Origin of the sequence: Paraburkholderia strydomiana, assembly GCF_031456815.1 — a bacterium.
Lineage (GTDB): Bacteria > Pseudomonadota > Gammaproteobacteria > Burkholderiales > Burkholderiaceae > Paraburkholderia > Paraburkholderia caledonica.
In genome coordinates this window covers 1-13,785 of sequence record NZ_JAVDVL010000011.1, presented here as the reverse complement: position 1 = coordinate 13,785, position 13,785 = coordinate 1, and the positions used below count along the sequence as shown (strand labels likewise).

At 61.9% G+C, this 13,785-nt stretch carries 10 protein-coding genes; 7 read left to right on the top strand and 3 right to left on the bottom strand.

Annotated elements, in window-relative coordinates; all coding sequences use genetic code 11:
- Positions 1-191 precede the first annotated feature (191 nt).
- Positions 192-560 carry a BON domain-containing protein gene (locus tag J2W46_RS25500; protein ID WP_020067479.1) on the top strand — a complete coding sequence of 123 codons (369 nt, stop codon included), beginning with the start codon at positions 192-194 and terminating at the stop codon, positions 558-560.
- Positions 561-745: 185 nt separating this feature from the next.
- Here J2W46_RS25500 and J2W46_RS25495 read toward each other — a convergent pair whose 3' ends face one another.
- Positions 746-1,762: an SDR family oxidoreductase gene (locus tag J2W46_RS25495; protein ID WP_088176225.1), complete on the bottom strand. Its 1,017-nt coding sequence runs from the start codon at positions 1,760-1,762 to the stop codon at positions 746-748.
- A 380-nt stretch (positions 1,763-2,142) separates the two neighbouring features.
- On the opposite strand from J2W46_RS25495, the gene J2W46_RS25490 reads away from it, so the two are divergent.
- The 3 genes from J2W46_RS25490 to J2W46_RS25480 all read left to right on the top strand — a co-directional run bounded on the left by J2W46_RS25490 (position 2,143) and on the right by J2W46_RS25480 (position 6,367).
- Positions 2,143-3,921: a phospholipase C gene (locus J2W46_RS25490; protein WP_131320347.1), complete on the top strand. Its 1,779-nt coding sequence runs from the start codon at positions 2,143-2,145 to the stop codon at positions 3,919-3,921.
- A 210-nt stretch (positions 3,922-4,131) separates the two neighbouring features.
- The gene (locus J2W46_RS25485) at positions 4,132-5,583 is read left to right on the top strand and encodes a cytochrome-c peroxidase (RefSeq protein WP_310357281.1); all 1,452 of its coding nucleotides are present in this window, start codon (positions 4,132-4,134) and stop codon (positions 5,581-5,583) included.
- Positions 5,584-5,677: 94 nt separating this feature from the next.
- The gene (locus tag J2W46_RS25480; protein ID WP_204522050.1) at positions 5,678-6,367 is read left to right on the top strand and encodes an HAD family hydrolase; all 690 of its coding nucleotides are present in this window, start codon (positions 5,678-5,680) and stop codon (positions 6,365-6,367) included.
- Between the two features lie 6 nt (positions 6,368-6,373).
- Here the strand turns inward: J2W46_RS25480 and J2W46_RS25475 are convergent, their stop codons facing one another.
- Together J2W46_RS25475 and J2W46_RS25470 are read right to left on the bottom strand one after the other, a co-directional pair.
- Positions 6,374-6,766, bottom strand: coding sequence for a carboxymuconolactone decarboxylase family protein (locus J2W46_RS25475; protein ID WP_310357279.1), 393 nt, complete (start codon positions 6,764-6,766; stop codon positions 6,374-6,376).
- Positions 6,767-6,886: 120 nt separating this feature from the next.
- Positions 6,887-8,440 carry an NADH-quinone oxidoreductase subunit M gene (locus J2W46_RS25470; RefSeq protein WP_310357277.1) on the bottom strand — a complete coding sequence of 518 codons (1,554 nt, stop codon included), beginning with the start codon at positions 8,438-8,440 and terminating at the stop codon, positions 6,887-6,889.
- 646 nt (positions 8,441-9,086) lie between these two features.
- On the opposite strand from J2W46_RS25470, the gene J2W46_RS25465 reads away from it, so the two are divergent.
- The 3 genes from J2W46_RS25465 to J2W46_RS25455 all read left to right on the top strand — a co-directional run bounded on the left by J2W46_RS25465 (position 9,087) and on the right by J2W46_RS25455 (position 13,610).
- The gene (locus tag J2W46_RS25465; RefSeq protein ID WP_131320344.1) at positions 9,087-9,836 is read left to right on the top strand and encodes an ABC transporter ATP-binding protein; all 750 of its coding nucleotides are present in this window, start codon (positions 9,087-9,089) and stop codon (positions 9,834-9,836) included.
- Positions 9,823-12,396 carry an FtsX-like permease family protein gene (locus tag J2W46_RS25460; protein ID WP_310357275.1) on the top strand — a complete coding sequence of 858 codons (2,574 nt, stop codon included), beginning with the start codon at positions 9,823-9,825 and terminating at the stop codon, positions 12,394-12,396. The genes J2W46_RS25465 and J2W46_RS25460 overlap by 14 nt, the downstream gene beginning before the upstream one ends.
- Positions 12,397-12,554: 158 nt before the next feature.
- On the top strand, positions 12,555-13,610 hold the full coding sequence (locus tag J2W46_RS25455; protein WP_310357652.1) for a lipocalin-like domain-containing protein: 1,056 nt from the start codon (positions 12,555-12,557) through the stop codon (positions 13,608-13,610).
- The last annotated feature ends 175 nt before the right edge of the window (positions 13,611-13,785 follow it).

Genomic DNA, 13,785 nt, shown 5'->3' with positions numbered 1-13,785 from the left:
GCCAGTAAAGACGCCACCGCCAGTTTTTCCAGCATGAGCGCGCGTGCTGAACTATTGTTTAAGCGCGCCGGGAGCGCCACGGCATTGCGTTTGTACAAGACAGGATGCTCCCAGTGAGCGGACACCGTTCACCGGCGCGTATTATTTTGCATGCAACGAAGCGACATCAACTTTTCGAGGATGGAGAAAACGTGAAAACAGTCAATCTTTTGAAGACGCTCGGCATCGCATTGTGTCTGGCAACTGCATCGAGCGCCTATGCGCAATCGAGCGATGCGGCGCCGTCCGACATGACGGACTCCTCCACTGCGCGCACAAAAGCGGTGAAAAAGACGGACCGCAAGCTCGGTCTCGACGTGCGCAAGGCGTTGGCAAAAGCGCAGGGCTTCGATGTGTCGAACGTGTTCGTGCGGGCTCGCGGCGGCGCAGTGACGCTAACAGGATCGGTGCCTGACGGCGCCCAGATTCCGCAAGCCGAGGACGTGGCGAAAAGCGTCGCCGGTGTGAAGTCCGTATCGAACAAGCTCACAATCGGCAACCCGAACGGCGGCGGAGGCTGATCGCCCGAGTCGTTCAGTGGCATTACGCCTGATTGCATCGGACGACGAAGGGTTGCGCCTTGCACTGCTCCCGCGCTGCTGTCGCCTATGAGGCGCTACCCTTTGTCTTGCTACCCTTTGTCTTGCCCACCATCTTCCTGGCCGCCCATTATCCTGGTAAGTGAATCACACGCGCGGCTCTTCGCCTATACGCGTCGCCCATGCGACGACCGCGCATAACGCGCGAGCAACCACACGGCCGCTGCGCCCGCGGCAAGCAATGCCGTCTGCTGCGGATACATCGACGCCTGCGTGTACAGGCTCGACTCAAACACCCGGCGCTTCTGTTCGGAGCGCTCGCGCAACGCACCATCGCCGCCGTTGTTGCCGGCCGCCGTGTGCGGCGGCTCCTGAGTCCGTTGCGACAATATGCCAAGACGGCCCATCACGCGGTCATACAGATTGGGCGCTCGACGCGCGAACGTGACCATTGCCGCCGATGCACCGCCGACATACAGATCGCGCACCGGCGTGGCCGCCGCATGCAGAATCGCCCTCGCGACAATATCCGGTGCATAGACCGGCGCCGGCAGCTTTGGCTGCACGTCGAGATGATTGCGGGCATGCTCGACAAACTGCGTATGAATGCCCGACGGCTTGATCAGCGTAACTGAAACCGGCACGCGCTCTTCCAGCAGTTCCATGCGCAATGCGTCGGTATAGCCCTTTACTGCGTGCTTCGACGCGACATATGCGGCCTGCAGCGGCAGCGCGACGTCCGACAGCTCGCTGCCCAGATTGATCAGCGCACCGCCGCGCTGCCTCAGGTGCGCGAGCGCAATCATCGAACCTTGCACGACGCCCCAGAAGTTCGTCTCGAACAACTCTTTCTGCTCGTCGATGGGCACATCGGCGCAACGGCCGTAGATCGACGCGCCGGCGTTGTTGACCCACGTGTCGAAGCCGCCGAAGCGCGCAATGGCCTTGTCGGCGGCGGCCTGCAATTGCCCGGCGTTGCTCACGTCGGCAACCGCGTAGTCGACGAGCGCGCCCTGATCGCCGAGTTGCCTCGCGAGCGCGGTCAGCGCTTCCTCGTCGCGGGCGATCAGCATCAACCGCGCTCCTTTGCTCGCGGCAAGACGAGCGGTAGCGAGTCCGATACCGCTCGTCGCCCCGGTGATGACGATGACCTGCTGACCGACCGGTTTGAGCTTCACTGTCATGGCGAATCCTCGGAAAGAGATGACGGGATCACGGCAGCACACGTTTTTGGCGGCCTGTCCGGCGAGCTACGTCTGGATGCCGGAGCATCCGTCGTGCCGGGCCGCAGTGGGTCAACTACCGCTTGCTGCCGCCGCGCGCCAGTGTCACCGTCAGCACAACGACAGCAACGGTTATCGGAATGAATGGCGACCGAGAGCCAACGTAATATGCGCGCCCTTAAATCTTAATCATCGAATGCTTCAATGCGCGCAGCTTGTGGTTGCCGCAGCGTGGGGCAGCGACAAGCACCGCATTATTTCCAATAAACAATATCCCCAGCGAACTCCACACGTACATCATGGAAGCGCTGAACGGCGAAGTCGAATCTGGAGCCAGTCACATGTTCCGTAGAACCCTGTTACCCATTCCCTTTGCCGCACTGCTGACGCTCGCCGCTTGCGGCAACCACAGCATCAGTCCGAGCGCATCGTCGCCGACACCGTCGGTGACGGCACAGGATGCCCTGGCCACTGCCACGCCGATCAAGCACGTCGTCGTGATCTTCGGCGAAAACGTCTCGTTCGATCACTACTTCGCGACTTATCCGCAAGCGTCGAATCCGGTGGGCGAGCCGCAATTCACGGCGGCTGCAGGCACGCCGGCGGTCAATAACCTCGCGAGCAACAACCTGATCGCGACCAACCCGAATGCGCTACCTACGTCGCCGAATACGGCAGGCCGCACGGTCGGTCTGGTGACTATCGCCGGGCTCGGTCTGCCCGCAGCGGATCTGTTGCCGTTCCGCCTCGACCGCTCGCAAGCGAACACGTCGAGTCAGAACCACGCATACGCCGCCGAACAGCTCGCCTATAACAACGGCGCGATGGACTCGTTCCCGCTCTTTACCGCAGCCGGTTCGACGATCGCGGGCAGCACCGGAGCATTCGCGACGAAGGGCCAGGTGCTCGGCTACTTCGACGGCAACACCGTCACCGCGCTGTGGAACTACGCGCAGCACTTTGCGATGAACCAGAACGCGTACACCGATACGTACGGTCCGTCGACGCCGGGCGCGCTTGCAGTCGTTTCCGGCCAGAACAACGGCGTGATCGTTTCGGGCGGCACGTCGGGCAACGCGATTCCGGATTCGGCCGGCGGCTTCACGATGGTCGGCGACCTCGACCCGACCGGTGACGTCTGCACGACCGCGGCGGGCAGCACGGTGACGGGCACGATGTCGTCGAACAACAAGAACATCGGCGACCTGCTCAACGCGAAGAACATCACGTGGGGCGGCTTCATGGGCGGCTTCAATCTGCAGACGGTCAACGCGAACGGCACAACGGGCTGCGCCCGCTCGACCTTCTCGCAGGTGCTCAACGCGACGAAGACCGACTACGTGCAGCACCACGCGTGGTTCCAGTACTACGCAAGCACGGCGAACCTTGCGCATACGCGTCCGTCTTCAACGGCCGTGATCGGTGCGGCCGATCCGCTCGACAACACCGCAACGCCGGTTCATCACCAGTACGACACCGACGACTTCTTTGCCGCGGTGAAGTCGGGCAACTATCCGTCGGTCAACTTCCTGAAGGCGCCGGCAGTCGAGGACGGCCATCCGGGCAACTCGGACCCGATCGACGAACAGGCTTTCGTCACGAAGGTCATCAACTTCCTGCAGCAGCAGCCTGACTGGAAGAACACCGCCGTGATCATCGCCTACGACGATTCGGACGGCTGGTACGACCATCGCTACAAGGCGCCTACGAGCTCGTCGTTCGACTCGACGACGCCGCAATCGGCAGGCGGCAAGACGGTGGCGGGCAGCGACAACCTGAGCGCGGCAGGCCAGTGTACGGCCGCGGGCGCAGTGCAGCCGCAGGGCGTGAACGGCGGCGCGGTGAACGGCCGTTGCGGTCCGGGTACGCGCACGCCGTTTATCGTGGTCTCGCCGTGGGCGAAGGCGAACTTCGTCGACGACACGCCGATCACTCAGGCATCGGTCGTGAAGTTCATCGAGGATAACTGGCTCAGCGGTCAACGCATTGGCGGCGGTTCGTTCGACGCCACTGCGGGCAGCATCATGAACATGTTCGACTTCTCGGGCTCGGGCAACAACGCGCCGCTGTATCTGGACCAGAACCTCGGTACGACGCTGGCTCAAGCGCCGGCAATCTGACCAGAGCTGGTCACGAGCCGTGCAGAAACTTGCGATCAGGCAACCCGCGTTCATGCGATGCGCGAGTATCTCGCGCGCATCGCTGACGAACGCGGTGTCATGACGCAGAGCACGGCTTGCAGCAAAGCGTAGTCGGCGTCGAGCCAGTGCATAGGTGCTGGCTCGATTTGCCCTTTTGATCGCATCAGAAGAACTATTGTCACGACCGCCATGAACCAAGCTTCAGACGCTGCCCTGCCGCCGACTCTTCCCGCGAGCGGCGAACCCGGTCCCGTTCTCACGCGCCGCTCAGCGCTCCGGCTGCTTGCGCGAAGCGCCGCCTGCATCGCTATTGCGGCCGTCGCGCTCAGCGCATATGCGCTTGTTTATCCGGAGCGGATGCCGGCCGCAGTCGGCGCGATCGTTGAAGACCTCACAGGCGCGAACCCTCGACCGGTGCATCTTTTGCGTCCGGCAAGCGCGCCGCTGAGCGCGGTGGCGCTGCTCGGCAAGGAGATATTTTTCGACCAGTCGCTGTCGGCTTCCGGCACGCAGTCTTGCGCGTCGTGCCACTCGCCGAAGAATTCGTACGCGCCGGATAACGCGTTTCCTGTTCAGCTCGGCGGCGCGCATATGACCGACGCGGGTTTTCGTCCGCCGCCATCGCTCACGTATCTCTATCGTCAGGCGCCGTTCAGCATTGGTCCCGACCAGGGCGACACGGATGTGCCGGTGGATCTGACGCAACTCGCTTCGCAGGCAAGCGGCGTCGCGCGCGCGCAAAAGACCGCTCTCGCCGCGCCTGCCGCTCCGGCAATGGTGCCGCAAGGCGGGCTCTTCTGGGACGGCCGCGCCGATACTTTGCAGGACCAGGCAATCGGCCCACTGACGAATCCCGTCGAGATGGCCAACAAAACGCCGGAAGACGTCGCGCACAAGCTGCTGCAGACGAAGTACATCGACCAGTTCAAGCAGATGTTCGGGCCGGCCATTGTCGGCAATCCGAGTCTGCTGATTTCAGAGGCCATGTTCGCGGTGGGGCGTTATCAGATCGAAGATCCGTCATTCCACGCGTTCACGAGTAAGTACGACTACTGGCTGGAAGGCAAAGCTCGCCTCACGCATGCAGAACTGCACGGCCTGCAATTGTTCAACGACAAGGACAAAGCGAATTGCGCGGGCTGCCATCTGAGTCAGCCGAGCAAGGACGGCTTGCCGCCAGTGTTTACCGATACGCAATACGAAGCGCTAGGTGTGCCCCGCAATCCGGCCATTCCTGCGAATAAAAATCCAAAGTTCTTCGATATGGGGGTATGCGGGCCGTTTCGTGGAGATCTCGCGAAACAGACGCAGTATTGCGGCATGTTCCTCACACCCACGCTACGCAATGTCGCGAACCGCAAGGTGTTCTTTCACAACGGCGTGTATCACGACCTGAAGCAGGTGATGGACTTCTACAATCTGCGTAATACGTCGCCGGAAAAGATCTATCCGCGCGATGCATCGGGCAAGGTGCAAAAGTACAACGATCTGCCGCCGCAGTTTCACGCGAATGTAGATGTGTCCGACGCACCGTTCGATCGCAAATTCGGAGATCAGCCTGCAATGACGGATCAGGATATTCAGGACATTATTGCGTTCATGAAGACCTTGAGTGACGGGTTCGACGCCAAGGGATCGTGACTCTTCGCGCTGCGCGCGGTCACGCAAGCGCGCAGCGCCACGCGGCGCGTTGTTGTATGCTCTCCCGTTCCGCGATCTCTTCCCACTCTTCCCGATGGCCGATTTCCCGTTTCACGCCGTACTTTTCGATTGCGACGGCGTGCTCGTCGACTCAGAGCCGATCACTAACCGCGTACTCACCGAGATGCTGGGCGAGTTGGGCTGGCACCTGAGCATTGAAGAGACGATGCGTATTTTCGTCGGCAAGGCGGTGAAGGACGAAGCGCCGCTGATCGAAGCGCGCACTGGCGTTGCGATCACGACCGACTGGCTGATGCAATTTCGCGCGCGCCGCAACGCAGCGCTCGAAAAGGAATTGACCGCGATACCGGGCGCAGCGACAGCGGTACGTTCGCTTCACGCATCATTGAAGGGACGAATTGCCGTTGCTTCCGGTGCGGATCGGATCAAAGTCGAATTGCAATTGGCCAAGGCGGAGATCCTGGACTGCTTCGAGGGACGCATCTTCAGCGGTCACGAAACACCGCGTAGCAAGCCGTTCCCCGATGTGTATCTCGCCGCGGCGGCGGCGCTGGATGTGGACCCGGCGCACTGCGCCATTGTCGAAGACACGGTGACGGGCGCGACTGCCGGCGTTGCAGCCGGCGCGACGGTATTCGGTTACTGCCCGGACGAATTCGGGCATAGCAGCGCTGCCGCATTGCAGGCAGTCGGCGTGGCTCAGGTGTTTCGCGACATGAACGACTTGCCGGGTTTGCTTGCCGCGTGGCGCGGCAAGGCGTGAATCGGCCTACTCGAACGCTGCGTCGATCGGCACGCGATACCCCACCACGAGGCGGTTCGTTTCGTTAGCCATGCCAACTACTGCGAGCAGTTCGCCAAACATCTCGTCGGTCATACCCGCACGGCGAGCCGCGGCCGTGTGACTCGCAACGCAATAACCGCAGTTGTTCGTCACGCTTACGGCCACGTAGAGCAGCTCTTTCATTAACGGATCGAGCGCGCCGGGCTTCATCACGTCTTTCAGACTGTCCCACGTGCGCGCGAGCGTCGGAGGATGCTGCGCGATGTACTTCCAGAAGTTGTTGACGTCGTCGACCTGACGCGTCTCCTTGATATCGTCGTACACAGCTTTGACTTCGGGCGATGCTGCGGAATACTCCACGGCTTTCTGCTGACTCATGGGCTCTCCTGTTGTGACTGCATGAAAGTGCGATTCGGGCTCAGTTCGGCATATGCGGCATCTATTGTGCGCGCATTTTGCCGAACTGGAATCGACTATTCCGGCATTCACACTGCCCTGTCACCCTGGCGTACGCGTCGCCGCAACGACCGCTGCGGGGGCGGCTGCTTGCAGGTGATCGCCGCCATCGCGAGGCGTCGGCTCCGGACGCGTGGAGCGCTCCGATTGCGCCAGCAACGTACCGACCGACGGGTCGATGGCGTCGGTGAAAGGCTTCGGATCCAGTCCGATTGCGAGTACCAGCAGCGCCATTGCGCCGAGCAACACGAATTCTCGCTTGCCGACATCTTTCAGGTTGCCAACACGCGCGTTCGCAATCGCGCCAAAAATTACGCGCTTATACATCCACAACGTGTAGGCCGCGCTCAGAATCAGCGTGGACGCCGCCATCGCGCCGATCCAGAAGTTAAAGCGGATCGCGCCCATCAGCACCATGAATTCGCCGACGAAACCCGACGTGCCCGGCAGGCCGACATTCGCCATCGAAAACAACATCACGAACGCGGCGAAACGCGGCATGGTGTTGGCAACGCCGCCGTACTCGGCGATCGCAGCCGTTTTCGTGCGATCGTAGAGCATGCCCGTGCACAACAGCATCGCGCCGGACACCACGCCGTACGACAGCATCTGCACGATCGCGCCGGCCTGACCGATACGGTTGAAGACGAACAGACCGAGCGTGACGAGGCCCATATGAGCCACCGTCGAATACGCAAGCAGGCGGCGCATGTCGGTCTGCACGAGCGCGAGAAGACTCGAATAGATCACCGCGACGAGCGACAGCGTGATTATCATCGGCGCGAAAAAGTGGCTTGCCTGTGGTGCAATCGGCAATGCGAAACGCAACAGGCCGTAGCCGCCGAGTTTGAGCATGCCGATCATCACGGCAGCGCCCGTGGGGCCGTCGAGGTGAACGTCGGGCAACCAGGTATGAAGCGGCCACATGGGCACCTTCACGCCGAATGCCGCGAGGAAGCCGAGAAAGATCAGTACTTGCGGCATGGTGCCAAGGCGCGTTTCCCGCCACAGCGCGAGGTCGAAGCTATGCGTCTGGCTGTACAGATACAGCATCGACATCAGCATCATCAGCGAGCCAAGGAACGACACGAAGAAGAACTTCACCGCGGCATATGACCGATTGGAGTGCCCCCATGTGCCGATCAGCAAATAAAGCGGAATCAACGTTGCTTCGAACGAGACGAAGAACATCATGCCGTCGAGCGACGTAAACACGCCCTGCATGAAACCGGACAACATCAGGAATGCGCCGAAGTACTGCGCAGTGCGCTCGGTGATCGACTCCCACGAGGCGACCACGATGATGATCGTCGTCAGCGCGGTCAATGCGACGAGCCACAGCGAAATGCCGTCGACGCCGACGTGCCACGCGATATCGAAAGTCGGCGACCATCTGACGTTTTCGACGAATTGCATCGACGTCGCTTCGTTGCGGAAATTCGCGACCAGCGGAATCACGGGCACGAAGCCCGCAAACGCGCCGATCAATGCGAGCCACCGCGTACGGTTGCGAGCCGTGTCCGACCCGGCTCGCAAAACGACGAGGCCGGCAACGATAGGGATCCAGATAAGCAGACTAAGGAGAGGCAATGGCATGTGCGCTGTCGAAAACTTGAAGTACAAAACGCCGCACCAACACTTTCCATTTCGAAAGCATTGAAGCGAATATGTAGGGTTCGGGGCCAGCAGGGGCGACGTGTGCAGACTTCGCTCGACTACACGTTTACCCGCAGTCGAACGACGAGGTGGGAGATTACCAAGATAAGAATAGTTTTGCAGCGCAACATTGCGCTCATGCCCTAGACGATGACTTATTGCGGTCGCTTCGCTTGCACAAGCTGGAAAAATGTGCACTTGCACAAACGGGCTGGGGATTCTTCGCGGCTCCGCGAATTTCCCGCAGAAGCACGCTTTTGACGACCATTTGCTGCCAGTTCACGACATGCGCAATGGCGATTCCGTCACGAGGCACACGAAATGCGTTCGACAGCGCCGCGTATGGGTCTTTTCGCGCACCGATCTGCAGGGACCCGCTGTATTGGATAGAAATATTTTTTATGCAGGTGCAGGCGCGGAACGAGGTGCCGTGTCAGGAAAACCGTCGCCGATCGCATGCTTCACACGAGGAGCGGATGCGCCGACGCGCCTTACAGAAGCCGAATATACTTTGGCGGCCAACACATCGAAAGCCGCGCATTCAGCGAGCGGATGCTGCTGCGTCGACCTCATTCTCCGGACTTGCATGGTGTTTTCTCACGAAGGTGTCGTTCCCGCGCTCGAGTGCCGCGGGCTTAGCAAGACCTACGGCGCGGGCCGCGTCGTGCTCGCAAATCTCGACTTCACGCTCGCGCCCGGCGAATTCGTCGCGATCATGGGCGACTCAGGCGTCGGCAAATCGACGCTGCTCAATCTGATCGCCGGTCTCGATCAGGCGGACAGCGGCGATGTGATGATCGGCGGCCATGCCGTGTCGCGTCTCGACGACAATGCCGCGACGCGTCTGCGCAGGCAAAAGCTCGGCTTTGTGTTTCAGGCGTTTCACGTGCTGCCGCATTTGACGCTTGCGCAGAACGTCGCGCTGCCACTGCTGCTAAACGAGTTGCCCTCTTCCGCGGCGCTCGACATGCTCGCGGCCGTCGGACTCGAAGGCCGCGGTGATGACTTTCCGCGGCAACTGTCGGGTGGCGAAATGCAACGCGTTGCTATCGCGCGCGCCCTGGTCCATCGCCCTACTCTGATCCTCGCCGACGAACCAACGGGCAACCTCGATCCCGATACCGCCCACGGCGTGCTCGCGTTGTTTCGTGCACAAAGCAAGGCGACCGGCGCGGCCACGATGATGGTGACGCACTCGGAGGCCGCTGCCGCCGTTGCCGACCGCATCATGATTCTCAGCGATGGCGGCTTGCATGCCGCGTCGGAAGTGCCGGCGTCTTCACAGGCGCAACACGGCGCGCGAACCACTGCGCGTTCAACCGATGACGCCCGCTGATTCGCAGCGCTCCGCGCCCGGACGCGGACACCGCATTCTCGCGCGCTGGCTGCTCGCCGCCGAATGGCGCAGTCATCGGGCACGCGCGCTCGTTGCAATCGCAACCATCGCGTTGGGTGTGGCGCTCGGTTACGCTGTGCAACTGATCAACAGCGCAGCCTTCAACGAGTTCTCCGCTGCGGCGCGCAGCCTTTCCGGCCAAGCCGATCTGCAGGTGCGCGGCGCTCAGCCGCTACTCGACGAGTCGATCTATCCGCGCCTCGCCACGCAAAGAGGTCTCGCGCTCGCGAGTCCCGTTCTTGCGCTAGACGTCACGGTGCCGGGACAGAACGCGGCTTTGCCTGTGCTCGGCATCGACGTGTTCAAGGCAAGCCGCATTGCGCCGGACCTGATGGGCGTGCCATCGAGCGGACAGCCTTTCGACACGCTCGCGTCCGACGCCGTGTTTCTCTCGACTGCCGCGCAAGAATGGTTGCACGTGAAGACCGGGGATCAGGTGGCGCTGCAGAGCGGCACGTCGATCGTGCACTTGCGGGTGGCCGGCGGCATCGTCAGAACAAGGCCGGGTCAACGGCTCGCGATCATGGATATTGCCGCGGTTCAATGGAAGTTCGGCAAGGTCGGCAAGCTTTCGCGCGTCGACGTGCAACTCGAGCGTGGTGTCGACCGCGAGCGCTTCAAACGCGATCTGCAAAATGAGTTGGGCAGCCAATGGGTCGTCGCCGAAGCGCGTGACGTCGAGAGCCGCACGGACCGGCTGTCGCGCGCCTATCGAATCAACATGAACGTGCTCGCGCTGGTTGCGCTTTTCACCGGGGCGTTCCTCGTGTTTTCGACGCAGGCACTCAGCGTGGTGCGTCGTCGCGCGCAGTTTGCGATGCTGCGCGTCCTCGGACTGACACGCGGCCAACTGCTGCGTCAGATTCTGCTGGAAGGCGCGCTGCTCGGCCTGCTCGGTTCGCTATGCGGCCTCGCGCTCGGTTATGCACTCGCTGCCGGAGCGTTGCGTTTTTTCGGCAGCGATCTCGGCGGCGGCTACTTTCCCGGCGTGCAGCCGCAGGTCGGCTTCGAACCAGTCGCAACTGCGATTTTCCTGACGCTCGGCATCGCCGTGGCAGTTCTCGGCAGCCTCGCGCCGGCACTGGAAGCGGCGCGCGCACGGCCCGCTTCCGCACTCAAGGCCGGTGCCGAAGAAGGCGCGCTCGCGCGGCTCGCCACGCCGTGGCCCGCCCTCTTGTGCCTGGTTATCGCCGCGCTTCTCACGCAAGCACCGCCATGGTTCGACGCGCCGATTGGCGGTTATGTGGCCGTCGCGCTACTGCTGATCGGCGGAATTGCATTGATGCCGCGGGTCACCGCCCTCATATTTGGCGTAGCGAGCCGGGGGTTCGCATCGCGCTCACGGGCCGGTGCGGCCAGTACGCTAGCGCTCGCGCGTCTCGCAAATGCGCCGGGTCATGCGTCGATTGCAATGGGCGGCGTGTTGTCCAGCTTCGCGCTGATCGTGGCGATGGCGATCATGGTGGCGAGCTTCCGCGTGTCCGTCGAAGACTGGCTGGTCCATCTACTGTCCGCTGATCTTTATGTGCGCGTCGCGGAAAACGGCGACACAGGCGGCTTGAGTCCTGCTGAACAGACGCGGCTTGCTGCGGTGCCGGGCATTGCAAGGGCGGCGTTCGCACGCACTTCACATATCACGCTCGACCCGGCGCGCCCGGACGTCGCGATACTCGCACGCGAGATCGACGCAACCGATCCGGGTGCAAATCTGCAAATGACGGGACCTGTGCTTACGCCGCGCGATCTGCAAAGCGCTGAAACACCTGTTTGGGTGTCCGAAGCAATGGTGGATCTATATGGTTATAGGCTCGGACAGCGTATCCGCTTGCCCATCGGCGAGCGCGCAAATGTGTTCGTGGTGGCCGGCGTATGGCGCGATTACGCTCGGCAGACGGGCGCGATCCAGATACGGCTTGCCGACTACCGTCGCCTCACCGCCGACACGAGCGCTACCGATGTCGCGGTTACCGTCGAGCGAGGTTCGAGCATTGAGCGCACGATAGCCGGGTTGCGTGCACTGCCTTTCGGCGCGAGGTTGGACATCTCGCAACCGGGCGCCATTCGGGCGCGCACGCTCGTGATATTCGACCGAAGTTTTGCAGTCACATATCTGCTGGAGGCGGTCGCTATCGTCATCGGCTTGTTCGGCGTGGCCGCAACATTTTCGGCGCAGACGCTCGCACGCGCTCGCGAGTTCGGCATGCTGCGGCATGTCGGCGTGACGCGCTCGCAAATCCTCGCGATCCTCGCGCTCGAAGGCGGCATGCTCACCGCGTGCGGTATCGCAATGGGTTTTGTTCTCGGCTTCGCGATCAGTCTGATTCTCGTATTCGTCGTCAATCCGCAGTCGTTTCACTGGAGCATGTCGCTGCATGTTCCGTGGACGATGCTGGCCACAGTTGCGGTCGTGATGCTCGCGTCGTCGTGTTCGACAGCGGTGATTGCGGGACGTGGCGCCGTTTCCGTGGATGCAGTGCGCGCGGTCAAGGAGGACTGGTGATGCGAGCTTTGCGCCGGTTATTGGCGCTTCAATCGATGGCGCTTCAATCCATACATTTGGCGAACGCGGGGAACGAGGTTTCGGTCGCGCGTTTTCGTCGGACTCGGCCACGGGTTCCACATTTGTTCGTTGTCGGCGCGTTCGCCTTGTCGGCCAACATGGTCTTTGCCGCAACGCCGGAATTCGCCGCTGTCACGAAAGGCCATCAGATTGTGCTGCCGACGGACACCGGCGCTCACGCCGATTTTCGCACCGAGTGGTGGTACGCCACCGGCTGGCTGACTACGCCCGATAACCGGCCGCTCGGTTTTCAGATCACGTTCTTCCGCTCGGCAACGGGACACGATGCCGCCGATCCGAGTGCTTTCGCGCCTTCTCAACTGATCATCGCACACGCCGCGTTGAGCGATCCTGCACTCGGCCACCTCGTGCACGATCAGCGAATTGGCCGCGAGGGATTCGGCCTCGCCTACGCGAAGCCTGCGAATACCGACGTCAAGCTCGACACGTGGAAAATTGTTCGTGCCGCCGATGGCCGCTACGATGTTACCGCCGATGCCGGCGAGTTCGCGTTGCATCTTGAGCTAACGCCAACGCAGGTCCCTTTGATTCAGGGCGAACATGGCTTCTCACGCAAAGGCCCGCGGCCGGAACAGGCCAGTTACTACTACAGCGAGCCGCAATTGCGCGTGTCGGGCAGCGTGAGGCGACCGGGCGCCAATGGTGATTCATCCCATGGAGACACTGCCGTGACGGGCGTTGCATGGCTCGATCATGAATGGTCGAGCACATTGCTCGACGCGAATGCGGTGGGATGGGACTGGCTGGGCGCGAATCTTTCCGACGGTTCGGCACTGATGGCCTTCAAGGTGAGAAGCCGCGACGGACATGCGATGTGGGCGCATGCTGCATTGCGCGACCGCGACGGACGAGTCACGACGTTCGCTCCGGGCGAAGTCGACTTCACGCCCCGTCGCACATGGCGCTCGCCGCGCACGAACACGTCGTACCCGGTGTCGATGTCGGTGCGAACCGGCGCGCTGACATGGCAACTCGATCCGCTGATGGACGACCAGGAACTGGACTCGCGCCAGTCTACTGGCGCGGTGTACTGGGAGGGCGCGGTGCGCGTGAGCCGCGATGGCGCGGATCTCGGGCGGGCTTATCTCGAGCTGACGGGTTATGCGAACGCACTGCGGATCGACAGGCAGTGAGGGCTGACGCGGCCTCGCCGTTTATCGCCGCGTTTTACCACCGCGTAAACGCAGAAACCCCACCTTTTGTGGGGTGGGGTTTTCTGATGCTGCTGGGGAGCCTGACGATTACCTACTTTCACACGGGCAATCCGCACTATCATCGGCGTGGAGTCGTTTCACGGTCCTGTTCGGG

Excerpts from the sequence above, each read along its gene's own strand:
- J2W46_RS25455 (WP_310357652.1), top strand. The coding sequence starts at position 12,555 with ATGGTCTTTGCCGCAACGCCGGAATTCGCCGCTGTCACGAAAGGCCAT.
- J2W46_RS25475 (WP_310357279.1), bottom strand. The coding sequence starts at position 6,766 with ATGAGTCAGCAGAAAGCCGTGGAGTATTCCGCAGCATCGCCCGAAGTC.
- J2W46_RS25465 (WP_131320344.1), top strand. The coding sequence starts at position 9,087 with ATGGTGTTTTCTCACGAAGGTGTCGTTCCCGCGCTCGAGTGCCGCGGG.
- J2W46_RS25485 (WP_310357281.1), top strand. The coding sequence starts at position 4,132 with ATGAACCAAGCTTCAGACGCTGCCCTGCCGCCGACTCTTCCCGCGAGC.
- J2W46_RS25480 (WP_204522050.1), top strand. The coding sequence starts at position 5,678 with ATGGCCGATTTCCCGTTTCACGCCGTACTTTTCGATTGCGACGGCGTG.
- J2W46_RS25460 (WP_310357275.1), top strand. The coding sequence starts at position 9,823 with ATGACGCCCGCTGATTCGCAGCGCTCCGCGCCCGGACGCGGACACCGC.
- J2W46_RS25490 (WP_131320347.1), top strand. The coding sequence starts at position 2,143 with ATGTTCCGTAGAACCCTGTTACCCATTCCCTTTGCCGCACTGCTGACG.
- J2W46_RS25495 (WP_088176225.1), bottom strand. The coding sequence starts at position 1,762 with ATGACAGTGAAGCTCAAACCGGTCGGTCAGCAGGTCATCGTCATCACC.
- J2W46_RS25470 (WP_310357277.1), bottom strand. The coding sequence starts at position 8,440 with ATGCCATTGCCTCTCCTTAGTCTGCTTATCTGGATCCCTATCGTTGCC.